22 protein-coding genes are annotated in these 23028 nt (G+C 73.6%); 2 read left to right on the top strand and 20 right to left on the bottom strand.

Annotation, left to right across the window (positions count from 1 at the left end; translation table 11 throughout):
- Positions 1–45: 45 nt before the first annotated feature.
- From metK to CBP52_RS04395, 14 genes are all read right to left on the bottom strand, one after another.
- Positions 46–1248, bottom strand: coding sequence for a methionine adenosyltransferase (metK, locus tag CBP52_RS04460; protein ID WP_094179990.1), 1203 nt, complete (start codon positions 1246–1248; stop codon positions 46–48).
- A 37-nt stretch (positions 1249–1285) separates the two neighbouring features.
- Complete coding sequence (gene coaBC / locus CBP52_RS04455; protein ID WP_094179989.1) at positions 1286–2482, bottom strand: bifunctional phosphopantothenoylcysteine decarboxylase/phosphopantothenate--cysteine ligase CoaBC; 1197 nt, start codon at positions 2480–2482, stop codon at positions 1286–1288.
- Positions 2483–2493: 11 nt separating this feature from the next.
- Positions 2494–2757, bottom strand: coding sequence for a DNA-directed RNA polymerase subunit omega (rpoZ, locus tag CBP52_RS04450; protein ID WP_094179988.1), 264 nt, complete (start codon positions 2755–2757; stop codon positions 2494–2496).
- Between the two features lie 62 nt (positions 2758–2819).
- On the bottom strand, positions 2820–3389 hold the full coding sequence (gene gmk / locus CBP52_RS04445; RefSeq protein WP_094179987.1) for a guanylate kinase: 570 nt from the start codon (positions 3387–3389) through the stop codon (positions 2820–2822).
- Positions 3390–3477: 88 nt separating this feature from the next.
- Complete coding sequence (gene mihF, locus CBP52_RS04440; protein WP_094179986.1) at positions 3478–3789, bottom strand: integration host factor, actinobacterial type; 312 nt, start codon at positions 3787–3789, stop codon at positions 3478–3480.
- Positions 3790–4069: 280 nt separating this feature from the next.
- The gene (gene pyrF, locus CBP52_RS04435; protein ID WP_094179985.1) at positions 4070–4945 is read right to left on the bottom strand and encodes an orotidine-5'-phosphate decarboxylase; all 876 of its coding nucleotides are present in this window, start codon (positions 4943–4945) and stop codon (positions 4070–4072) included.
- Positions 4942–8268, bottom strand: a complete 3327-nt coding sequence (gene carB, locus CBP52_RS04430) for a carbamoyl-phosphate synthase large subunit (RefSeq protein WP_094179984.1) — start codon at positions 8266–8268, stop codon at positions 4942–4944. The genes pyrF and carB overlap by 4 nt, the downstream gene beginning before the upstream one ends.
- Positions 8268–9491, bottom strand: coding sequence for a glutamine-hydrolyzing carbamoyl-phosphate synthase small subunit (gene carA, locus CBP52_RS04425; RefSeq protein ID WP_094179983.1), 1224 nt, complete (start codon positions 9489–9491; stop codon positions 8268–8270). Before carA ends, carB begins: the two co-directional genes overlap by 1 nt.
- A complete protein-coding gene (locus tag CBP52_RS04420; protein WP_232514652.1) occupies positions 9488–10036 on the bottom strand; it encodes a hypothetical protein in 549 nt (182 codons plus the stop codon). Before CBP52_RS04420 ends, carA begins: the two co-directional genes overlap by 4 nt.
- Positions 10033–11349 (bottom strand): dihydroorotase, encoded by a 1317-nt coding sequence (locus CBP52_RS04415; RefSeq protein ID WP_094179982.1) that lies wholly within the window; start codon positions 11347–11349, stop codon positions 10033–10035. The genes CBP52_RS04420 and CBP52_RS04415 overlap by 4 nt, the downstream gene beginning before the upstream one ends.
- On the bottom strand, positions 11346–12359 hold the full coding sequence (locus tag CBP52_RS04410) for an aspartate carbamoyltransferase catalytic subunit (protein ID WP_094179981.1): 1014 nt from the start codon (positions 12357–12359) through the stop codon (positions 11346–11348). The genes CBP52_RS04415 and CBP52_RS04410 overlap by 4 nt, the downstream gene beginning before the upstream one ends.
- On the bottom strand, positions 12356–13021 hold the full coding sequence (pyrR, locus tag CBP52_RS04405) for a bifunctional pyr operon transcriptional regulator/uracil phosphoribosyltransferase PyrR (protein ID WP_094179980.1): 666 nt from the start codon (positions 13019–13021) through the stop codon (positions 12356–12358). Before pyrR ends, CBP52_RS04410 begins: the two co-directional genes overlap by 4 nt.
- A gap of 110 nt (positions 13022–13131) precedes the next feature.
- Positions 13132–13929 (bottom strand): putative protein N(5)-glutamine methyltransferase, encoded by a 798-nt coding sequence (locus CBP52_RS04400; protein WP_094179979.1) that lies wholly within the window; start codon positions 13927–13929, stop codon positions 13132–13134.
- Between the two features lie 155 nt (positions 13930–14084).
- On the bottom strand, positions 14085–15836 hold the full coding sequence (locus CBP52_RS04395) for a S8 family serine peptidase (protein ID WP_094179978.1): 1752 nt from the start codon (positions 15834–15836) through the stop codon (positions 14085–14087).
- Between the two features lie 117 nt (positions 15837–15953).
- Here CBP52_RS04395 and CBP52_RS04390 point away from each other — a divergent pair, with 117 nt between their 5' ends.
- Positions 15954–18281: a bifunctional diguanylate cyclase/phosphodiesterase gene (locus tag CBP52_RS04390; RefSeq protein ID WP_232514651.1), complete on the top strand. Its 2328-nt coding sequence runs from the start codon at positions 15954–15956 to the stop codon at positions 18279–18281.
- A gap of 94 nt (positions 18282–18375) precedes the next feature.
- Here CBP52_RS04390 and nusB read toward each other — a convergent pair whose 3' ends face one another.
- Both nusB and efp read right to left on the bottom strand, forming a co-directional pair.
- Complete coding sequence (nusB, locus tag CBP52_RS04385) at positions 18376–18792, bottom strand: transcription antitermination factor NusB (protein ID WP_094179977.1); 417 nt, start codon at positions 18790–18792, stop codon at positions 18376–18378.
- 1 nt (position 18793) lies between these two features.
- Positions 18794–19357 carry an elongation factor P gene (efp, locus tag CBP52_RS04380; RefSeq protein WP_094179976.1) on the bottom strand — a complete coding sequence of 188 codons (564 nt, stop codon included), beginning with the start codon at positions 19355–19357 and terminating at the stop codon, positions 18794–18796.
- 235 nt (positions 19358–19592) lie between these two features.
- Here efp and CBP52_RS04375 point away from each other — a divergent pair, with 235 nt between their 5' ends.
- Positions 19593–20036 (top strand): hypothetical protein, encoded by a 444-nt coding sequence (locus CBP52_RS04375; protein WP_094179975.1) that lies wholly within the window; start codon positions 19593–19595, stop codon positions 20034–20036.
- Positions 20037–20046: 10 nt separating this feature from the next.
- On the opposite strand, the gene CBP52_RS04370 is transcribed toward CBP52_RS04375, so the two are convergent.
- The 4 genes from CBP52_RS04370 to CBP52_RS04355 form a co-directional block, all read right to left on the bottom strand.
- Entirely contained in the window at positions 20047–20685 is a 639-nt protein-coding gene (locus CBP52_RS04370; protein ID WP_094179974.1) for a hypothetical protein, read from the bottom strand.
- Between the two features lie 49 nt (positions 20686–20734).
- Positions 20735–21175 carry a type II 3-dehydroquinate dehydratase gene (locus tag CBP52_RS04365; RefSeq protein ID WP_094179973.1) on the bottom strand — a complete coding sequence of 147 codons (441 nt, stop codon included), beginning with the start codon at positions 21173–21175 and terminating at the stop codon, positions 20735–20737.
- A 61-nt stretch (positions 21176–21236) separates the two neighbouring features.
- Complete coding sequence (gene aroB, locus CBP52_RS04360; RefSeq protein WP_094179972.1) at positions 21237–22358, bottom strand: 3-dehydroquinate synthase; 1122 nt, start codon at positions 22356–22358, stop codon at positions 21237–21239.
- The gene (locus CBP52_RS04355) at positions 22355–22957 is read right to left on the bottom strand and encodes a shikimate kinase (RefSeq protein WP_094179971.1); all 603 of its coding nucleotides are present in this window, start codon (positions 22955–22957) and stop codon (positions 22355–22357) included. The genes aroB and CBP52_RS04355 overlap by 4 nt, the downstream gene beginning before the upstream one ends.
- Positions 22958–23028 lie beyond the last annotated feature (71 nt).

Raw genomic sequence — 23028 nt, 5'->3', positions numbered from 1 at the left:
CGGCCCGTCACGGGCCTGCGCCGCCCGCGAGCACGACGGTCCGGGTCAGCCGACCGCCGCACGCAGCTCGTCGACGCGGTCCGTGCGCTCCCACGTGAAGTCCGGCAGCTCACGGCCGAAGTGCCCGTACGCCGCCGTCTGCCGGTAGATGGGCCGCTGCAGGTCGAGCGTGCGGATGATCGCCGCGGGCCGCAGGTCGAACACCTGCCGGATCGCCTCGGTGAGCCGGGCGTCGTCGACGACGCCGGTGCCGAACGTCTCGACGTACAGACCCACCGGGTGGGCCTTGCCGATCGCGTACGCGACCTGCACCTCGCACCGGCGTGCGAGCCCGGCCGCGACGACGTTCTTGGCGACCCACCGCATCGCGTACGCGGCGGAGCGGTCGACCTTCGACGGGTCCTTGCCCGAGAACGCGCCACCGCCGTGCCGGGCCCAGCCTCCGTACGTGTCGACGATGATCTTGCGTCCCGTCAGGCCCGCGTCACCCTGCGGACCGCCGACCACGAACTGGCCGGTCGGGTTGACGAACAGGTCGTACGACGACGTGTCGAGGTCCACCTGGTCCAGGACCGGGCGGATGACGTGCTCCAGGATCGCCGGGCGCAGCTGCGTGTCGAGCTGCACGTCCGGCTCGTGCTGGGTGGACAGCACCAGCGCGTCGAGCCGGACCGGGCGGTCCCCCTCGTACCCGATCGTCACCTGCGTCTTCCCGTCGGGCCGCAGGCCGGGGACCGTGCCCTCCTTGCGGACCCGGGCGAGGCGCTCGGACAGCCGGTGCGCGAGCCAGATGGGCAGCGGCATGAGCGACGGCGTGTCGTCCGACGCGAAGCCGAACATCAGGCCCTGGTCGCCCGCGCCCTGCAGGTCGAGCTCGTCGTGGTCGTCCGCGTCCTGGCGGACCTCGATCGACTTGTCGACGCCCATCGCGATGTCGGGCGACTGCTGGCCGATCGACACGGACACCCCGCACGACTCGCCGTCGAAGCCGATGTGCGACGACGTGTACCCGATCCCGCGCACGACCTGGCGGATGATCTGCGGGATCTCGACGTACGCCTCGGTGCTGACCTCGCCCGCGACGTGCACCAGACCAGTGGTCACCATGGTCTCGACCGCGACCCGGGCGACCGGGTCCTGCTCGAGGATCGCGTCCAGGATCGCGTCCGAGATCTGGTCGCAGATCTTGTCCGGATGCCCCTCCGTCACCGACTCGGACGTGAAGAGGCGCATCGCGGGAACAGTCATGGGACCAGCGTAATCGCGTGCGCGGGCGTCCCCGCGCTCACACCAGCGCGCGGACCGCGTCCCACAGCGCGTGCGCGACGTCGTCCTTGCTGCCGCGCGCGCTGGCCACGGGACGGCCCGCCGCGTCGAGGATCGTCACCTCGTTGTCCTCGGTGCCGAAGCCGAGCCCGTCACCCACGGCGTTGACGGCCAGCAGGTCGGCGCCCTTGCGCAGCGCCTTGGCGCGGCCGTGCTCGAGCACGCTGCCCTGCGCGTCCCCGGTCTCGGCGGCGAACCCGACGACGACCTGACCTGGGCGGACACGGTCACGCGCGAGCTCGGCGAGCACGTCGACCGTCTCGACGAGCTCGATCGTGGGCGCCGGGGCGCCCTCGCGCTTCTTGATCTTGGCGTCGGCCGGGCTGACCGGCCGGAAGTCGGCGACGGCCGCCGCCATGACGACGACGTCGGCGTCCTTCGCCGCGGTGCGCACGGCGTCGCGCAGCTGCGCTGCCGTCCCGACCGTCACCACGTCGACGCCCGCGGGCGGCGGCACGGCCAGGTTCGCGGCGACGAGCGTCACACGCGCACCGCGCGCGAGCGCGGCCCGCGCGAGCGCGACACCCTGCCGTCCCGAGGACCGGTTGCCCAGGTAGCGCACCGGGTCGACGGGCTCGCGCGTGCCCCCCGCGGACACCACGACGTGCAGCCCCGCCAGGTCGGCCGGGCGTGCGTCGACGAGAGCGAGGGCGGCCGCGGCGATCTCGTCCGGCTCCGGCAGGCGGCCGGGGCCGGTGTCCGCCCCCGTGAGCCGCCCCGAGGCGGGGTCGAGCACGTGCACACCGCGCGACCGCAGGGTCGCGACGTTGGCGACGGTGGCCGGGTGCTCCCACATCTCCGTGTGCATCGCCGGCGCGAGCAGCACGGGTGCGCGCGTCACCAGCAGCGTCGCGGTCAGCAGGTCGTCGGCCTGCCCGGTCGCGGCCCGCGCGAGCAGGTCCGCGGTCGCGGGCGCGACGACGACGAGGTCCGCGTGCTGACCGATCGCGACGTGCGCGACCTCGTCGACGTCCTCGAAGACGTCGGTGGTCACGCGCTGGCCCGACAGGGCCTCCCACGTGGGGCGCCCGACGAACTCGAGCGCCGCACGCGTGGGCACGACGCGCACCTCGTGCCCCGCCTCGCGCAGCACGCGCAGAAGCAGCACCGCCTTGTAGGCGGCGATACCGCCCGCGACACCCAGGACGATGCGCACGCGCGTGGGTCTCAGCCCTCGGTGGCCTCGACCGTCAGCAGGCCCTTGTCGATCTCGCGCATCGCGATCGACAGCGGCTTCTCCTGCGGACGCGTCTCGACGAGCGGGCCGACGTACTCGAGCAGGCCCTCGTTGAGCTGCGAGTAGTACGCGTTGATCTGGCGCGCGCGCTTGGCCGAGTACAGGACGAGCGCGTACTTCGAGTCGGCACGCTCGAGCAGCTGGTCGATCGGCGGGTCGGTGATGCCCGTGGGGGCGGCGACGGTTCCGGACACGGAGGACTCCCGAGTTCGAGGGGTGGGATCAGAGGACGAGCTGAGACGAGTCTACCCGCGGGTCACGCGGGGACCACGCCCATGACGCGCACGAGCTCGTCCGTGGCACGGGTCACGTCGTCGTTGACGACGACGTGGTCGAACTCGGACTCGGCCGCGAGCTCGACGCGTGCGGTGGCCAGCCGGCGCTCGCGCTCCTCGGCGTCCTCGGTGCCGCGGCCCACGAGGCGGCGCACCAGCTCGTCGAACGACGGCGGTGCCAGGAACACGAACCGCGCGTCCGGCATCGTCTCGCGCACCTGCCGAGCGCCCTGCAGGTCGATCTCCAGCAGCGTCGGCACACCGGCCGCGAGCCGCTCCTGCACGGGACCGCGCGGCGTGCCGTAGCGGTTGCGCCCGTGGACCACCGCCCACTCCAGCAGCTCGCCGTCGTCGACCATGCGGTCGAACTCCTCGCCCGAGACGAAGTGGTAGTGCACGCCGTCGACCTCGCCGGGACGCGGTGCGCGCGTCGTCGCGGACACCGACAGCCACACCTGCGGGTAGCGCGCGCGGACGTCGGCCGAGACCGTCCCCTTGCCGACGGCCGTGGGTCCCGCGAGCACGGTCAACCGCGCGGGCGTCGTGGTCATCGCGGCTGAGAACTCCTCGCTCGGGGGTGCGCGGCTGCGTCGCCGGACCGTCCGCAGGGGACGTCCGACGACGCAGCGCGACCCTACCTCAGCCGAACCGCTTGACGAGCTCGTCGACCTGGTGCGGGCCGAGCCCGCGCACGCGGCGGGTCTCGGAGATGCCGATGTCGGACATGATCGCCCGGGCCTTGACCTTCCCCACGCCCGGGAGCGACTCGAGCAGGGACACGACCTTGAGCTTGCCGATCGTCTCGTCCTGCTGACCCTGGGCGATGACCTCGGAGAGGCTGCCCTGCGAGTACTTGAGGCGGTTCTTCACCTCGGCACGGGCCTGCCGGGCAGCGGCGGCCTTCTGCAGCGCTGCAGCGCGCTGTTCGGGAGTCAGCGGAGGGAGTGCCACGCGCGTCACCTTCTCATCCAGAGCTTCACCAGCCCAGCTGCCTGAACGGAGCGGACCTGGGGCGAGAAGCCCGCCCCCTGACCGGACCGGCGCCCACGTGATCGCGGGCTGCACCTGTGAACCTAGCGACCGCCCCAGGGGTCGGCAATGTGAACACGCCCGACAAGACGGACCCGCGACCTGCGGGAACGGAGCGGAGCCGGGCACGCCGGTGGGCGGGGTGCGCGACCTCGCCCGGGCGCACCCCGCCCACGAACCGGTTCAGTCCCGTCCGGACGGGTCAGCCCAGCGCCGCTGCGGCCTCCTGCGCCGCGCGCAGCGCCGCCGCGCGCAGGGACGAGACGTCCGGGCCGGCACGCAGCACCCCGCGCGACGAGGATGCCAGCACACGCCCCCGCGCCTCGCCGAACACCGCGCGCAGCTCGTCGGGACCGGCACCCTGCGCACCCACCCCCGGGGCCAGCAGCGGGCCGTTGACGGCCACCAGGTCGGTCCCGGTGGACCGGGCGGCGTCACCGACGGTCGCCCCCACGACGAGCCCGACCGAGCCGAGCGGCTGCGCGCCCGCGTTGAGCGCGGCGGCCTGCGCGGCGACGGCGGCCGCGACCGAGCGGGGCGCGCCGGTCGTCGGGTCCGGCGCCACCGCGTGCTGCACGTCACGCCCCTCGGGGTTCGACGTGAGGCACAGGACGAACAGCCCGCGACCCGTGGTGAGCGCGAGGTCGACCGCGGGTGCGAGCGACCCGAACCCGAGGAACGGCGAGACCGTGAGCGCGTCACCCGCGAGCGGCGAGCCGTCGCGCAGGAAGGCGTCCGCGTACGCGCCCATCGTCGAGCCGATGTCGCCGCGCTTCGCGTCGACGACGACGAGCGTGCCGGCGTCGCGACCCGCCGCGACGACCTCCTCGAGCACCGCCAGCCCGCGCGAGCCGTGGCGCTCGAAGAACGCCGCCTGCGGCTTGACCGCCGCGACACGGCCACCGACCGCCTCCATGACCGTCAGCGCGAAGCGCCGCAGCCCCTCGGCGTCGTCGGGCAGGCCCCACGCGTCGAGCAGGCTCGCGTGCGGGTCGATACCGACGCACAGCGGGCCGTGCGCGGCCATGGCAGCGGCCAGCCGCGCCCCGAAGGGCGCCCGCTCTCCCGCCGCGCTCACGCGGTGACCGCCTCGCGGCGGGCCGCCGTCGCGCTCTCGTGCTCCTGCAGGCTCGTGACCGCGTACGGCCCCGCCTGGGCCGCCTCGATCGCCTGCACCGCCGCGCCGAGCTGCTGGACCGTCGTGACGAGTGCCTTGTCCGCGGCGACCGTGGCCGCCCGGATCTCGTACCCGTCCGCTCGCGCGCCCTGGCCGGACGGCGTGTTGACGACCATGTCGACGTCACCCGCGACGATCAGGTCGACGATCGTCGGCTCGCCCTGCGGGCCACGACCGGCCGAGTTCTTGCGCACCACGGTCGAGCGGATCCCGTTGCGCCGCAGCACGGTCGCGGTGCCCTCGGTCGCGAGGATCTCGAAGCCGAGCTCCGTGAGGCGCTTGACCGGGAACACGATCGAGCGCTTGTCCCGGTCGGCGACCGAGATGAACGCCTTGCCCGCGTCGGGCAGACCGCCGAACGCCGCGTCCTGGGACTTCGCGAACGCCGTCGGGAAGTCGGTGTCGAAACCCATGACCTCGCCCGTCGAGCGCATCTCGGGCCCGAGCACCGTGTCCACCACGTGGCCGTCGCCCGTGCGGAACCGCTTGAACGGCAGCACGGCCTCCTTGACCGCGATGGGCGCCTCGAGGTCGAGCACCGAGGCGTCCGCGGCCGGGAGCAGCCCCTGCGCCTTGAGCTGCGCGATCGTCTTGCCGGTCATGACGTGCGCCGCGGCCTTGGCGAGCGAGACGCCCGTGGCCTTCGAGACGAACGGCACGGTGCGCGACGCACGCGGGTTCGCCTCCAGCACGTACAGGACGTCGCTGACGAGCGCGAACTGGATGTTCAGCAGGCCGCGCACCCCGACCCCGCGCGCGATCGCCTCCGTCGAGAGCCGGATGCGCTCGAGCTCGGCGAGCGAGAGCGTCACGGGCGGCAGCACGCAGGCCGAGTCGCCCGAGTGGATGCCCGCCTCCTCGATGTGCTCCATCACGCCGCCGAGGAACAGCTCCTCGCCGTCGAACAGCGCGTCGACGTCGATCTCGATCGCGTCGTCGAGGAACCGGTCGATCAGCAGCGGCGAGAGCGTGCCCGTGCGACCGCCGTCGGCGGCGTTCTCGAGCGCGCGCTCGACGTACTCGGTGAGCTGCGTCTCGTCGTAGACGATCTCCATGCCGCGGCCGCCGAGGACGTACGACGGGCGCACGAGCACCGGGAACCCGATGCGGCGCGCGGTGTCGCGCGCACCGGCGAGCGTCGTGGCCGTGCCGAACGCCGGCGCGGGCAGGCCCGCGGCCTCGAGCACCTTGCCGAACTCGCCGCGGTCCTCGGCGGCGTCGATCGCATCGGGTGCGGTGCCGAGGATCGGCAGACCCGCGTCCTGCAGGCGCTGCGCGAGCGACAACGGCGTCTGGCCACCGAGCGTCACGATGACGCCGGCGACCGGTCCGGCCGCGAGCTCGGCGGTGTAGACCTCGAGCACGTCCTCGAACGTGAGCGGCTCGAAGTAGAGCCGGTCGGACGTGTCGTAGTCCGTCGAGACGGTCTCGGGGTTGCAGTTGACCATGACGGTCTCGTACTCGCCCTTGAGCGTCAGCGCGGCGTGCACGCACGAGTAGTCGAACTCGATGCCCTGCCCGATGCGGTTGGGCCCCGACCCGAGGATGAGGATCGCGGGACGCTCGCGCGGCGCCACCTCGGTCTCCTCGTCGTACGTCGAGTAGTGGTACGGCGTGAGCGCCGCGAACTCCGCGGCGCACGTGTCGACGGTCTTGTAGACCGGGCGCAGGCCCACCGCGTGCCGCGCGCCGCGCACCGCGTCCTCGGTGGTGCCGCGCAGCTGCGCGATCTGCGCGTCCGACAGACCGTGGCGCTTGGCGTGCTCCAGCACGTCGCGCGTGAGCGCAGCAGCCGTGCGGGTCTCCTCCGCGACCTCGTTGACGAGCACGACCTGGTCGAGGAACCACGGGTCGATGCCCGTGCGCTCGTAGACCGTCTCGACGCTCACGCCCGCGCGCAGCACCTGCTGGACGTCGATCAGACGCCCCTCGGTCGGGCGGGCGATGCTCTCCACGAGCGCGTCGAGCTCCGCACCCGACGCCACCTCGCCGGCCCAGTGGAACACCGAGCCCTTCTTGTCGATCGACCGCATGGCCTTGCCGAGCGCCTCGGTGAAGTTGCGCCCGAGGGCCATGGCCTCGCCCACCGACTTCATGGTGGTCGTCAGCGTCGGGTCGGCCGCCGGGAACTTCTCGAACGCGAACCGCGGGACCTTCACGACGACGTAGTCGAGCGTCGGCTCGAACGACGCGGGCGTCGAGCCCGTGATGTCGTTGGGGATCTCGTCGAGCGTGTAGCCCACCGCGAGCTTCGCGGCGATCTTCGCGATCGGGAAGCCGGTCGCCTTCGACGCGAGGGCCGACGAGCGCGACACGCGCGGGTTCATCTCGATGACGACGACGCGCCCCGTCGTCGGCTCGACCGCGAACTGGATGTTGCAGCCGCCGGTGTCCACGCCGACCTCGCGGATGACCGCGATGCCGATGTCGCGCAGCCGCTGGTACTCGCGGTCGGTCAGCGTCAGCGCGGGAGCGACCGTGACGGAGTCACCGGTGTGCACCCCGACCGGGTCGACGTTCTCGATCGAGCAGACGACCACGACGTTGTCGTGCTTGTCGCGCATGAGCTCGAGCTCGTACTCCTTCCAGCCGAGGATCGACTCCTCGAGGAGCACCTCGGTGGTCGGCGAGTAGTGCAGGCCCTGCCCGACGATGCGGCGCAGGTCCGCCTCGTCGTACGCGATGCCCGAGCCCAGTCCGCCCATCGTGAACGACGGGCGCACGACCACCGGGTAGCCGAGGTCGACGACCGCGGCGAGCGCGTCGTCCATGGTGTGCACGATCGCGGAGCGCGCGGACTCCCCGCCGCACACCTCGACGACCTGCTTGAACTGCTCGCGGTCCTCGCCCTTCTGGATCGCGGGGATGTTGGCGCCGATGAGCTCGACGTCGTACTTCTCCAGGACCCCGGCCTCGTCCAGCGCGATCGCGGCGTTGAGCGCGGTCTGGCCGCCCAGCGTCGGCAGGATCGCGTCGGGACGCTCCTTGGCGATGATCGAGGTCAGCACCTCGGTCGTGATGGGCTCGACGTACGTCGCGTCCGCGAACTCGGGGTCCGTCATGATCGTGGCCGGGTTGGAGTTCACGAGGACGACGCGCAGGCCCTCCTCCTTGAGCACGCGGCAGGCCTGCGTGCCCGAGTAGTCGAACTCGCACGCCTGGCCGATCACGATCGGGCCGGACCCGATGACCAGGACGCTGGAGATGTCGGTGCGGCGAGGCATCAGGCGGCGCCCTTCGTGGTCGAGTGCATGAGGTCGAGGAAGCGGTCGAACAGGTAGGCGGCGTCGTGCGGGCCGGCCGCGGCCTCGGGGTGGTACTGCACCGAGAACGCCGGCAGGTCGAGCGCCTGCAGCCCTTCGACGACGTCGTCGTTGAGGTCGACGTGCGACACGACGACGCGCCCGTAGCGACCGCCGTCGTGCGGCGCGACGGTCTCGCCGTCGAGCGGCGCGTCGACCGCGAAGCCGTGGTTGTGCGCGGTGATCTCGACCTTCCCCGTCGCCCGGTCGACGACCGGCTGGTTCACGCCGCGGTGCCCGTAGCCGAGCTTGTACGTCCCGAACCCGAGCGCACGCCCGAGCAGCTGGTTGCCGTAGCAGATGCCGAAGAACGGGATCCGCCGGTCGAGGACCTCGCGCAGCAGCTCGATCTCGTGCGTCGCGGCGCCGGGGTCACCGGGGCCGTTCGAGAAGAACACGCCGTCCGGGCCGGTCGCGAGGACGTCCTCGATCGTCGACGTCGACGGCAGCACGTGCACGCGGATGCCGCGCTCGGCCATGCGCTGCGGGGTCATCGACTTGATGCCGAGGTCGACCGCGGCGACGACCGCGCGCGGCTGCGCGAGCGGTGCGCCGTCCTCGTCGAGCGCCTCCACGACGTACGGCTCGCTCGTCGTGACCTCGCCCGCGAGGTCGGCCCCCGCCATCGCGGGCGCCGTCAGGACCTCCTCGAGCAGCTCGGAGTCCGTCTTGTCCCCCAGCGCCTCGCCCGAGAAGATCCCGGCCCGCATGACGCCCCGCTCCCGCAGGTGCCGCGTGAGGGCGCGCGTGTCGAGGCCGGAGATCCCGACGACGCCCTGCGCCGCGAGCTCGTCGTCCAGCGTCCGGCGCGAGCGCCAGCTCGACGGCACGCGTGCGGGGTCGCGCACGACGTACCCGGCGACCCAGATGCGCCCGGACTCGGGGTCCTCGTCGTTGACGCCCGTGTTGCCGATGTGGGGCGCGGTCATCACGACGATCTGGCGGTGGTAGCTGGGGTCGGTGAGCGTCTCCTGGTACCCGGTCATCCCGGTGTTGAAGACGATCTCGCCGAGCGTGGTGCCGCGCGCGCCGTACGCCTGGCCCGCGAAGCTGCGACCGTCCTCGAGCACGAGGCGGGCGGGCTCCCGGCGGGTGGCCGAGGTCGTCGTCGCGGCGGTGGTGGTGTCCGTGGTGGTGTCCGTCATGGCATCTCCTGGTTGCCGCCCGGGGCGGCGGGGGTCTGAGGTTCGAGGGCGGCGACCGCGGCCACCAGGGCCTCGCGGTCGGCCACGTGCCGGGGCAGCAGGCCGGTGTCCAATCCGCGGTCGTCCGCGGCGCCCGGCGGGAGCCAGCTCACGACGACGAGACCGTCGCGGCCGACGACCTTCCCGGCGATGCCGGGTGCCCGGGCGACGCCGCGCAGCGCGGCGCGTGGGACGAAGACGTCGTGCGCACCGGTGCGACGCACCAGCACACCCGTGTCGTGGACGCTCACCTGCGCCGGGCTGCGCACGCCCAGGTCGTTCGCGACGACCCGCTCGAGCCAGTCGCCCGCGAGGGTCGTCGAGACGTAGACCGCGTCGAACGGGCCCGCGAGCAGCGCACCGAGCTCGTCCGGCACCGCGGGGATCGTCGGTACCGCGGCCAGCGTGCGTCGTCGGCGGCGCTCCCACCCCACGCGCGCGCCCCACAGGGCCAGCACGAGCAGGACGAGCATCGCGCCGATCGTGACGGCCTGCCGGGCGGTCACCGCGCCACCGCCACGTCGTCGTCGCACGGCACGCCGTCCAGCACCGTCGCGCGCCCGCGCAGGAACGTCGCGACGACCGCGCCGGGCAGCTCGCGGCCGCGGAACGGCGAGTTCACCGACTTCGTGGCCTGCGCCTCGGGCCGGACGACGCGGCGCGCGGCCGGGTCGACGAGCGTGAGGTTGGCGGGCTCCCCCACCGCGATCGGACGCCCGTGCCGGTCGTCGACGCGGCCGATGCGCGCGGGCGCCGTCGACAGGACGCGCGCCACGTCAGCCCACGTCATCCGGCCGGTGTCGACCATCGCCTCCTGGACCACGGACAGCGCGGTCTCCAGACCGGTCATGCCGAACGCGGCCGCGGCCCACTCGCAGTCCTTGTCCTCGCGGGGGTGCGGCGCGTGGTCGGTCGCCACGATGTCGATGGTGCCGTCCGCGAGGCCCTCGCGCACCGCCTCGACGTCGGCCTGCGTGCGCAGCGGCGGGTTGACCTTGTAGATCGGGTCGTACCCGCGCGCGAGCTCGTCGGTCAGCATCAGGTGGTGCGGCGTGACCTCGGCCGTCACGTCGATGCCGCGCGACTTGGCCCACCGCACGATCTCGACGGACCCGGCCGTCGACAGGTGGCACACGTGCAGGCGCGAGCCGACGTGCTCGGCGAGCAGCACGTCACGCGCGATGACGGCCTCCTCGGCGACCGCGGGCCAGCCCGCGAGACCGAGCTCGGCGGACACGACGCCCTCGTGCATCTGCGAGCCGGCGGTCAGCCGCGGCTCCTGCGCGTGCTGCGCGACGACGCCGTCGAACGCCTTGACGTACTCGAGCGCGCGCCGCATGACGACCGGGTCGTGCACGCACTTGCCGTCGTCGGAGAACACGCGCACGCGCGCGGCGGAGTCGGCCATCGCACCGAGCTCGGCGAGCCGCTCGCCCTCGAGCCCGACCGTCACGGCACCGACCGGGAAGACGTCGACCCAGCCCGCGCGGCGTCCGAGGTGCCACACCTGCTCGACGACGCCCGCGGTGTCCTGCGTCGGCGTCGTGTTCGCCATCGCGTGCACCGCCGTGAACCCGCCGACCGCCGCGGCGCGCGTGCCCGTCGCGATGGTCTCGGCGTCCTCGCGGCCCGGCTCGCGCAGGTGGGTGTGCAGGTCGACCAGGCCGGGCAGCGCGACCAGGGCGCTCGCGTCGACGACGACCGCGTCGTGCGGTGCGTCGAGCCCGGTGCCGATCTGCGCGACCACGCCGTCGGCGAGGAGGAGGTCGGTGCGCTCGGCGCCCAGCGGTGAGACGTCGCGCAGCAGGTACGTGGTCACTCGGCACTCCTGTTCGAGGTGGGCTGCGGCGTCGCGGCGGGCGTCGTCGGCCCGCCCGCCAGCAGCAGGTACAGCACCGCCATGCGGACCGCGACGCCGTTCGCGACCTGCTCGACGATCACGGCGCGCGGGCTGTCCGCCGCGTCCGCGGAGATCTCCAGACCGCGGTTCATCGGTCCGGGGTGCAGCACGATCGCGTGCTCGGGCAGCGCCTCGAGGCGACGCGCGTCGAGCCCGTAGCCGCGCGTGTACTCCAGCGGGCTCGGGAAGAAGCCGCCGCCGGCGCTCGACATCCGCTCGCGCTGGACGCGCAGCATCATGACCGCGTCGGGCTTGCCGTCCGCGATCACGTCGTCGAGCCGGTAGCTCACGTCGCACGGCCACGCCTCGACCCCCACGGGGACCAGCGTCGGCGGCGCGACGAGCGTGACCTGCGCCCCCAGCGTGTGCAGCAGCTGGACGTTCGAGCGGGCGACGCGGCTGTGCAGGACGTCGCCGACGATCGCCACGTGCAGACCGTCGAGGTCGCGGCCCGTCGTGTCCCGCGTGCCGCCGGCGCCGACGAGGTGGCGGCGCAGCGTGTACGCGTCGAGCAGCGCCTGCGTCGGGTGCTGGTGCGTGCCGTCACCCGCGTTGACGACCGCGCCGTGCGTCCAGCCCGACGCCGCGAGCGTCTGCGGCGCACCGCTCGCCTGGTGCCGGATCACGACCGCGTCCGCGCCCATGGCCTGCAGCGTCAGCGCCGTGTCCTTGAGCGACTCGCCCTTGGACACGCTCGAGCCCTTGGCCGAGAAGTTGATGACGTCCGCCGACAGGCGCTTGGCGGCCGTCTCGAAGCTGATGCGGGTGCGCGTCGAGTCCTCGAAGAACAGGTTGACGACCGTCCGGCCGCGCAGCGTCGGGAGCTTCTTGATCTCGCGCGCCTGGGTCGCGGCCATCTGCCCGGCCGTGTCGAGGATCAGGACGGCCTCGTCGCGGGTCAGGTCGCCCGCCGAGAGCAGGTGCTTCACGCGGCACCCCCCGGAGTCGTCGGCTCGTCGGCCGAGCCCTCGATCAGCACCGCGTCGCGTCCGTCGCGCTCGCTGAGCAGCACACGCACGCGCTCTGACTGCGAGGTCGGCAGGTTCTTGCCGACGAAGTCCGCACGGATGGGCAGCTCGCGGTGGCCGCGGTCGACGAGCGCCGCGAGCTGGACCGCGCGCGGGCGTCCCAGGTCGGAGATCGCGTCGAGCGCCGCGCGGATCGTGCGGCCCGAGAACAGCACGTCGTCGACGAGGACGACCACCTTGTCCTCGAGGTCACCCGGCACCTGGGTCGTGCCGATGGACCGCGTGGGCTGCTGGTGCAGGTCGTCGCGGTACATCGTGACGTCGAGGCTCCCGACGAGCCGGTCGGCGTCCAGCCCCGGCTCGACGTCCGCGATGCGCGCCGCGAGCCGGTGCGCGAGGGGGACACCGCGGGTCGGGATGCCGAGCAGGACCACGTCCTGGCCGCCCTTGTTGCGCTCGAGGATCTCGTGCGCGATCCGGGTCAGCGCCCGGGCGATCTCGGCCTCCCCGAGCACGACGGTCGCCGTCGCGCTCTCCCGCTGCTCCGCGGGGGTGTCGGGGTGTTCCGGCGCGGGACCCGGTGCGGGGCCGCCGTCGGACGGTGTGGGCAGGGCAGCGTTCATGAGCGACTCCTTCCCCGCCTCACGGGACGGGAGTTAAAGGAAGGTCAGCGGTCCTCGCCACCCTACCGCCTGGGCCCCGTCGACCCGGGTGCGTGTCCGTGCGACGTGGCTCACGCAGAGCCCGGCGTGCGGCGACCGACCACCGCGGTGCCGTCGCGCTCGTCGTCGCGTGCCGTGCGGACCGCGAGCCCCGCCTCCCGCAGGAGCCGCGCGCTCGTCGAGGCCTGACGCGGGCTCGTCTCGACGACGACGTACCCGCCCGGCGCGAGCCAGCCGGCCACGTCGGCGGCGATCCGCCGCTGCAGGTCCAGGCCGTCCGCTCCCCCGTCGAGCGCGACGAGCGCCTCGTGGTCGCGCGCCTCGGTCGGCATCGTCGCGATCGCGTGCGACGGGACGTAGGGGGCGTTCGCGACGAGCACGTCGACCCGACCGCGCAGTGCGCCGGGCAGCGCGTCGAACAGGTCGCCCTCGTGCACGAGCGGGACGTTGCGCCGCGCGCACGCGACCGCGGCGGGGTCGACGTCCGCCGCTTGCACCTGCGCGTGCGGCCAGCGCGCGGCGACCGCCGCGGCGAGCGCGCCGGTCCCGCAGCACAGGTCCACGACGACCGGCGGGACCTGCGCGGCCCGGGCCTGGAGCAGGCCGTCGACGACGGCCACCAGCAGCTCGGTGCGGCGCCGCGGGACGAACACGCCCGGCGCGACCGTGACACGCAGCCCCGCGAACGACGCCCACCCGACGACGAGCTCGAGGGGCTCCCCCGCGCAGCGCCGCGCGACGAGCGCGTCGAGGGCCGGGACGTCCAGCCCGCCGTCGGCCGCGTGCGCGAGCAGCAGCACGGCCTCCTCCTCGGCGAACACGCACCCTGCGGCGCGCAGCCGTGCCACGACCTCGACCTCGCTCGTCACCCGGTCACCCTCCCACGGCGCCGCCGGCGCCCGCGGACACGGCGCCGGCGGCACCCGCGGACACGGCGCCGGCGGCGCCCGCGGACACGCCCGCGGACACGAGAAGGGCGGGTGCGTCGGTCGACGCACCCGCCCTTCTCGACCGTGGAGAGCCGTCAGCCGACGCGCGTCCCCGCCGAGTACTTCGGGATCGACACGTAGCTCGCCGTGCCCACCGGCGTGACGCGGACCTTGATGATCGCGCCCTTGTCGAGGGAGTTCAGCGTGCGCGTCTTGCCCGTGGCACCCGAGATCGCCTTGCCGTTGCGGTACCACTGGAACTTGTAGCCGTTCACCTTGCCGGTGAACGAGTACTTCGCGGTCACCGTCTGGCCGACCTTCGCGGTACCCGTGACCGTGACGGCGCCGACCGGGGCCAGCACCTTCTGCAGGTTCAGGTAGCCCGCACCGCACCGGCTGGTGGTGCAGTTGAAGTCGAGGCGCGTCCCGTACCTCGGGAAGGGCGAGGTCGCCTTCTTCAAGCCCGACTCGATCGCGGTACCGCGAAGGCCCAGCGAGTAGAGCATGGCCGCGGCCGCGGAGACGTGCGGCGCCGCCTGGCTCGTGCCCATCATGTAGCCCCACGTCTGCGTGCCCGGCGTGGTCGTGCCGGTGTTCCAGGTCGAGGCGATCGGCCGGCTGGTCTCCGAGTAGTCGCCACCGGGGGCGGAGAGCTCGACCGTGTTGCCGTAGTTCGAGTAGCTGGCGCGCTGGCCGTACTCGTCGGTCGCCGCGACCGTGACGACGTTGTTGCAGTTCGCGGGGCCGTACAGCGACGCGCTCTCCCCCGCGTTGGCCGCCGCGACGACGACGACGGCGCCGCGCTTGCGCGCGTTGTCGATCGCCCGCTGCGTCATGGAGCCGCACGGGTGCTTGCCGCCGAGCGAGAGGTTGATGACCTTCGCGGGCGTCTTGTTCCTCGACGTCCCGGAGACGACGCCACCCGACGCCCACGTGATGCCGGCGGCGATGTCGGCAGCTGTGCCGCCACCGGCGCCGAGCACGCGCACGTGCTGGATGCGGACGCCCGGCGCGACACCGACGCCCCTCGCACCGTCCCACTTCGCGGCGATGATGCCCGCGACGTGCGTGCCGTGCCACGAGCTCTGGTCCCGGCTGTCCCAGTCGCCCTGGTCCTGCGGGTTCGAGTCACGGGCGTTACCGTCCCGCGCCCGGGTCTTGTCGGAGATCATGTCGTAGCCCGCGACGGTCACGCCGTCGATCTGCGGGTGCGCCGTACGGCCCGTGTCGAGCACCGCGACGACCACGTTCTTGCCCTTGGTCGCGGGCCACAGCGCCGTGGCGTGGGTCGAGTAGCCACCCGAGGGCCAGGCGACTCCCCCGACGGAGCCCCGCGAGGAGTAGTCCCAGATGTTCCACTGGTACTGCTTCACGTACGGGTCCGTCGGGACGACCGGGCCCGCGGCCTGCGCGGTCGAGATGTAGTTCGGCTCGACGTCGCTGACGCCCGGGACGGACGCCAGCGCCGCGATCGCCGGCCTGGCTGCGGCGAGGGACAGCGGCGTGTCGAAGTCCACCGCCCACGTCGAGCCGGCGTCCACCGCCGTCGCGCCGTCCGTGACCGTGGCACCGGACCCCCGGAGCGCGGCCCGTACGGCCGAGCTCGCGGCGGTGCCCGCCGCGAGCAGCCGCGCACCCGAGGACACGGCGCCTGCGCCCTTGACGCTGTAGACCAGGCCCGCGACGAGAGTCTCCTGCTTCTCGACCGTCGGGCCTGTCGTGGGCAGGACGAGGTCGTCATCCGCCGCGTTCGCGGCCGGCGCGACGGCAGCACCCACGAGGGTCGCCGCTAGGCCGCTGCACGCGACCGCCGCGATCGCTCGTCTGGCGCGGGTCCAGGTCGTCATCAACTCATCTCCAGTCGTCGTCGCACCCGGGGCTTTTGTCCACCGGGCCCCAGGCAGCGTATTGCCTGAGTTGCCCGACGCACAGGCGTTGTCCGCGCCAGACGCACATTTCGCCCGATGGGGGCGGTGTCACCCGAATGCCAGGTCATGTCGAGCGGTGCGCACGCCGAAGCAACCATCGTGCTCGGGTCCGTTCCCACGTGGGTCTGCGCGGTCCAGCTGCTGGCGGCTGGTCTGGTGGCGGGCCTCCTGGTGCTGCAGTGGCTCTGGTGGCGCACCGACCGCCGCCCCGTGGGTGCCGTCTGGGGCCTCGCGTGGTCCGCGGACATCGGGCTGATGCTGCTGGTCGGCGCCGTCGCCGGCTACCTCGCCCCCGGCACCGTGCAGACCGTCCTGACGTTCGTGCACCTCCTGCTCGTCGCCGGCTTCCTCCTGCTCGCGCTCCCGACCACCCGCGCGTTCGCCCAGGGTCCGCGCACGGCGTGGTGGGTCGCCGGCGCGGCCGTGCCGCTCGCCGCGCACGCGATCGCGTGGCTCGTCCCCGAGGTCCGCGACGCCGGACCGCGCAGCGACCTCGCTGTGGGCTCGACGCTCGTCGTCGCGACCCTCGTCGTCCTGTCGTACGTCGTCGTCACGCTCGGGCGCCACTCGGTGACCGTGTGGGGCGCGCTGCTCGTGGCCGCCGGCCTGGAGTCGGTGAGCATGCTCGTCGCGAGCGGGTTCATGCCCGACCGCGACATCAGCTCGCTGCTCGCCGCGCTGTGGGCCGTCCCGATCGCGTTCGGCCTCGCGGCCCTCGCACTCGTGCGGGTACGCCAGTCGCAGGACGAGGCGAGCCGGCAGCACCGGATGCGGGACGCGGTCGCGCGCGTGTCCAACGCCGCGTGGTTCGCGCGCGACGCCGACACGCTCCTGCTGCAGGCGCGCGACGAGGCGCGCAAGGTGCTCGACGACCCCGCGGTCGAGGGCACGCTGCGGCCCATCGCGCACGGCCGGTTCGTGTGCGAGCTGTACAGCGCGCAGGTCCGCGACGGCCACGAGCGCGCGTTCCTCGTCGACGTCGCGCAGATCGTCTCGGCCGCCGCCGAGCGCTATGCGCTGACCCGGCAGCTGAACCGCACCGCGTTCGCCGACGCGCTCACGGGCCTGCCGAACCGCCGCGCGGTCCAGCAGCACCTGCACGAGGTGCTCGAGCGCGCCAACGTCGAGCGGACCCGCGTCTCGCTCGTGTACTGCGACCTGGACGGCTTCAAGCGCTACAACGACGTGCACGGGCACGCCGGCGGCGACGACATGCTGTGCCGCGTCGCGACCTACCTGCGCGGGGCGATCCCGGGCGAGGAGACGTTCGTCGGTCGCCTCGGCGGCGACGAGTTCGTCGTGGTCATCTCGCGTGCGCCGCTCGACCCCGAGCTCGTCGCGATCGCCCGCTCGCTGCGCGAGGGCTTCGTCGACCGCTCCCCCGGCAACCGCCCGTCGCGGCTCTCCGTCGGCATCGCGACCTGGCAGCCCGGTGACGTCGTCGACGTCGAGGCGCTCGTCCGGCACGCCGACACGGCGATGCTCGAGGCGAAGCGCTCGCGCTCCGGCTTCCGCGTGTTCGACCGTGCGCTGCGCCGCGCCGTCGAGGCCGAGCGCGTGCAGCGCTCCGCGCTCGAGGCCGCGGTCACCGACGGGCTGTTCACGGCGCACTACCAGCCGATCGTCGACGCGCGCACGCTCGAGGTCCTGCAGGTCGAGGCGCTGGCCCGGTGGGACCACCACGGCCGGCTGCTCCTGCCCGTCGACTGGCTGGAGCTCGCCGAGGAGACCGGGCTCATCGTGCCGATCGGGCTGTCGATGCTCAGCCAGGCGCGGCGTGCGCTCGACCGGTTCCAGATGCCCGTCTCGGTGAACCTCGCGGCGCGGCACCTGTCGGAGCCGGACGCGCTCGAGCAGATCGAGACCGCGTGGGGCTCGACGTACTGGGAGCACCTCACGCTCGAGATCACCGAGAGCGCGCTCGTCCCGACCGTCGCCGCGATCCCCGTGCTGTCCGAGCTGCGCGCGCGGGGCACGCGCATCGCCGTCGACGACTTCGGGACCGGCTACTCCTCGCTCGCGCGGCTCGCACGCCTGCCCGTCGACGTCCTCAAGATCGACCGCTCGTTCGTGCGTGAGGTCGACACCGAGCGCGGGGCGTCCGTGGTGCGCGCGATCATCGAGCTGGCGGCCGCGCACGGCCTCGACGTCGTCGCCGAGGGCGTGGAGCGCGCGGCCGACCTGGACGCGCTCGTGCAGCTCGGGGTCCGGCGGGTGCAGGGCAACTTCCTGGGGCGCGCCGCGCCGACGGTCCCCGTGCGGGGCCCGCGCCCCGGTTCGCAGTGGGAGGACACGCGTCCCCTGCGCGTCGTCCCGTCGCCGCGCACCGACGACCGGTTCGACCTGCGGCACCACCGCGCCTGACGGCCTCGGCCGGGCGGGGCCGCGACGACGCGTGTCACGACGACGAGGCGCGCCGCCCCCATGGGCACGGCGCGCCTCGTGACGTCTCGGCCGCTCAGGCCAGGAGCATCGGCTTGAGCTCGACGATCCTGCCCAGCAGGCCGTTGACGAACGTCGGGGACTCGTCGGTCGACAGCGCGCGGACCAGGTCCACGGCCTCGTCGACGGCGACCGCGTCCGGCACGTCGTCGTTGAACAGGACCTCCCACGTGCCGACGCGCAGGACGGCGCGGTCGACCGCAGGCATCCGCTCGATCGTCCAGCCGTGCGAGTGCGACGCGAGCACCTCGTCGATGCGTGCGAGACGTGCGACGACGCCCTCGACGATCTCGACCGCGTACTGCGGCAGCGCCGCCTCCGTGCCGGGCTCGGCGATGCGCTGCGCGAGCAGCGTCACCGGCTCGACGCCGCGCTGGTCGGCCTCGAAGAGGACGTCGACGGCCCGCTTGCGGGCCTTGGACCGGGCTCCCACGTCAGTCGTTCACGCGACCCAGGTAGGAGCCGTCGCGCGTGTCGACCTTGACCTTGGTGTCGGCCTCGAGGAACAGCGGGACCTGGATCTCGTAGCCCGTCTCGAGCGTCGCGGGCTTGGTGCCCGCGCTCGAGCGGTCGCCCTGCAGACCCGGCTCGGTGTACGTGACCAGCAGCGTCACGGACGGCGGGAGCTCGACGTACAGCGGAGCGCCCTCGTTCGTCGCGACCAGCGCGTTCTGGTTCTCGAGCATGAAGTTCGCGGCGTCGCCCACGGTCGCGGCCGGCACGTGCAGCTGGTCGTACGTGTCCGTGTCCATGAACACGAAGTCGTCGCCGTCCTTGTACAGGTACTGCATCTCGCGCTTGTCGACGTTGGCCGTCTCGACCTTCACGCCGGCGTTGAACGTGCGGTCGACGACCTTGCCGCTCAGGACGTTCTTCAGCTTGGTGCGCACGAAGGCGCCACCCTTGCCGGGCTTGACGTGCTGGAACTCGATGACGGTCCAGAGCTGGCCGTCGATGCGCAGCACGGTGCCGTTCTTGAGGTCGTTCGTGGTCGCCACGGTTCGTCGCTTCCTGTCGAGGGTGGATCGAGGCGGCTCGCGCGCCCCGCACCCGACGGGTCCCCCGGGTGGTCGCGTCCGGCCGCAGGCCGCCGACCATCGTACCGTCCCGGCACGCACCCCACCGTCCGCCCGCCGCACGCGCCGCCGCCGGCAGCCCTCGGGACGGTGGTGCCCGACGACCGGCCGGGACGAACCGGGGACGTGTGCGGGTGGCCTGTGGTTCGGTAGGCGCATGCTCGTTGTGCTCGCGGTCCTCGGCGCGCTCGTCCTCTCCGTCGGCGGCGGCTGGTGGTTCGTCTCCGGCGTCCTGCGCCTCGCGTCGCGGCCGGGCGCCGACCCCGTGGCCGGGGCGCGCGGCGCGACGGTCGACCCCGGGCCGGTGCCGCCCCCGCCCGCACCGTCGTCGTCCCTCGACCCCGCGGGACCGGACGGCCCGGCGGCCCGCGCGGCGCTGCGGGGCGGCACGTGGATCGGCTTCCTGGAGCGGGCCGCGGTCACCGCGTGCGTGCTGCTCGGCCAGCCCGCGGGGGTGGCGATCGTCGTGGCCGTCAAGGGTCTGGGCCGCTACCCCGAGCTGAAGGAGAACCCCGGCGCGTCGGAGCGGTTCGTGATCGGCACGCTCGCGTCGCTGATCTGGGCCACGGGGTGGGGTGTGCTCGCGTCGCTGGCGCTGTGAGGTCGCGCGCTCAGCCCTGGGCGGCCAGCAGGAGACGCGCCGCGGCGCCGGACGCGGCGCGCGCCTCGTCGTAGAGCGCCGTGCGCAGCCGCTGGCTGACGGCCTGCTGCGTGATGCCCATGGCGGCGGCCACGTCCTCCTGACGCGCGTGGGGTCCTGCCGCGTCAACCGCGTCGACGGCCTCCCAACCCGCCGCGGTGCGCCGCGCTGCGGTCGCGGCGACGAGCGTCAGCACGGCCTCGGCGTCGAGGCCCGCCTGGTGGTGCGCACCGCGGACAGCGAACGGGACCACGCGCTGGCGGCTCTTGGCGGCCTCGACCGCGTCCCGAGCCAGGACGAACGCGGTGCCCGACGCCGCCCGGGAGGTCTCCGCTAGCGGTTCGTCGACCCGTCCGCAGCCGATGCCGACGCTCCAGCCGCCGGCCCGCAGCACCCGCAGGACGATCGCGACGGCCAGCCCGGCGTCGTCGAGCGCGCCCTGCACCTCGTCCCCCACCGTGCGTTCGAACCCGAGCACGACGCCCTCGGGCCGCGGCACGGCAGACCCGGCGACCGCACCGGGCCACACGTCCTCGAACGCGGCGAGGAGCTCGGGCACGCGGTCGCCGTCGCGGCGGCTGCCTCGCTGGTCGATCGTCAGGACGAGCATGGCACCAGTCTGCCGGCTTGTTCAGTGCCGCACAAGTGTAGGAACTTGTTCAGTCCGTCGGGGCGAGGGCCGACAGCGCCAGACGGTACGAGTCCAGGCCGAAGCCCGCGACCGTCCCCGTCGCCACCCCGCCGACCACCGACGTGTGCCGGAACGTCTCCCGCGCGTACGGGTTGGTGATGTGCACCTCGACGAGCCGCAGGCGAGCGCCCGTGACCTGCGCGGCCGCGTCCCGCATCGCGTACGAGTAGTGCGTGAACGCGGCGGGGTTCAGCACGACGTCGCTGCGCGAGTCGACGGCCTCGTGCAGCCAGCCGATCAGCTCCGCCTCGTCGTCGGTCTGCCGCACCTCCACGTCGAGGCCGAGCCCGGCACCCCACCGCTGCACCGCCGACACGAGGTCGGAGAACGACGTGGAGCCGTACACCTCCGGCTCACGAGTGCCCAGGCGCGCCAGGTTCGGACCGTTGAGCACCAGCACTCGCGTCATGCGGGAAGCCTATCGACGGCCCCGCGCCACGCCCGCCGGACGGGCGCCGACGCGCCGCACGTCACAACGCGACCGCGGACGACGACGTCGCACCCTCGGCGACCTCGGCGTACGCCGCCGCGAGCAGCGTCGGGTCGGGACCCTCCAGGCGCGTGGGACGGCCGACGTCCTCGAGCACGACGAACCGCAGCAGGTCGCCGCGCGTCTTCTTGTCGCGCCGCATCGCGGCCAGCAGGCGCTCCCACCGGTCACCCGGGTACGTCGTCGGCAGACCGAGCGCCGTGAGCACCGCCCGGTGCCGGTCCACCACCTCGTCGGACAGCTTGCCGGCGAGCCGCGCGAGCTCCGCCACGTACACCATGCCGACCGACACCGCCGCGCCGTGGCGCCACTGGTACCGCTCCACCTGCTCGATCGCGTGCGCGAACGTGTGCCCGTAGTTGAGGATCTCGCGCAGGCCCGCCTCCTTGAGGTCCTCACCCACGACCTGCGCCTTGACGACCACCGCCCGCTCGACCAGCTCGAGCAGCACGTCCGAGCGCGCCGCCGCCACCGGGTCCTGCAGCAGCGCCACGTTCGACTCGACGAGCTCGAGGATCCGCGGGTCCGCGATGAAACCCGCCTTGACGATCTCCGCGAGCCCGGCGACGAAGTCGAAGGGCTGCATGGACTCGAGCGCCGCGAGGTCGCACAGCACCGCCGCCGGGGGGTGGAACGCCCCAACGAGGTTCTTGCCCTCGGCCGTGTTGATGCCGGTCTTGCCGCCGACGGCCGCGTCGACCATCGCGAGCACCGTCGTCGGGACCTGCACCACGCGGATCCCCCGCAGCCACGTCGCGGCGACGAAGCCGCCCAGGTCCGTCGTCGCGCCGCCGCCCACCGCGACGATCGTGTCGGACCGCGTGAAGTCCGCCTGACCCAGGACGCCCCACAGGAACGCGGCGACCTGCGCGGTCTTCGACTCCTCGGCATCGGGCACCTCGGCGCCGAACGTCTCGTAGCCGTGCGCCCGGAGGTCCTCGATGATGACGTCCGCTGTGGTCGCGAGCGCCGCGGGGTGCACGACGAGCACGCGCCGGACCGCCTCCCCCAGCGTCGCCGGCAGCTCCGCGAGCAGGTTCCGGCCGATCACCACGTCGTACGGGCGCTCCCCCGTGACCGTGACTCGTCGCACGTCGCTCACACGTCCCCCTCGTCCGTCGGTGCCGGTGCCTGCGCCGGCTCGCCCGTCGCGCGCGCCGTCCGCAGCGCCGCCAGCTCCACCTCGACCGCCTCCGCCACGTCGGCGGGGCGCAGCCCGTCCGTGAGGACCCGCACCGTGCTCACCCGCTCGTAGACCGGGCGCCGGGCCTCCATGAGCGCCTGCCACTGCGCGCGCGGGTTGCCGAGCAGCAGCGGCCGTGACTGGTTGAAGCCCACGCGCGGCGCGGCGTGCGTGAGCGTCACGTCGAGGAACACCACGTCGCCACCCGAGGCCACGTAATCCGCGAGGACGCGCTGCGTGCCCGCGTCGAGCACGGCGCCCCCGCCCAGCGCGAGCACCCCGTCGTGCTCGGCCACGGCCGCGGCGACCGCGTCGCGCTCGAGCGCGCGGAACGCCGGCTCGCCCTCGTCGAAGAAGATCTCCGGGATGGTCCTGCCTGCACGCGCCTCGACGTCACCGTCCGTGTCCCGCAGCGCGAGGTGCCACCGCTCGGCCAGCGCCGCGCCGACCGTGGACTTGCCGGAACCCGGCGGTCCGACGAGGACGATGCGGGGTCCGGGGCGGTCGGTGGAGGGCACGGGCGGGAGCCTAGTCCAGCCACGACCCGCATCCCGATGGTGTCCGTGCCTGCCTGCGCGACTCACGCTTG

The sequence above is a fragment of the Cellulomonas sp. PSBB021 genome, assembly GCF_002240455.1.
Lineage (GTDB): Bacteria > Actinomycetota > Actinomycetes > Actinomycetales > Cellulomonadaceae > Cellulomonas > Cellulomonas uda.
This window is presented reverse-complemented; position numbering and strand designations above follow the sequence as displayed.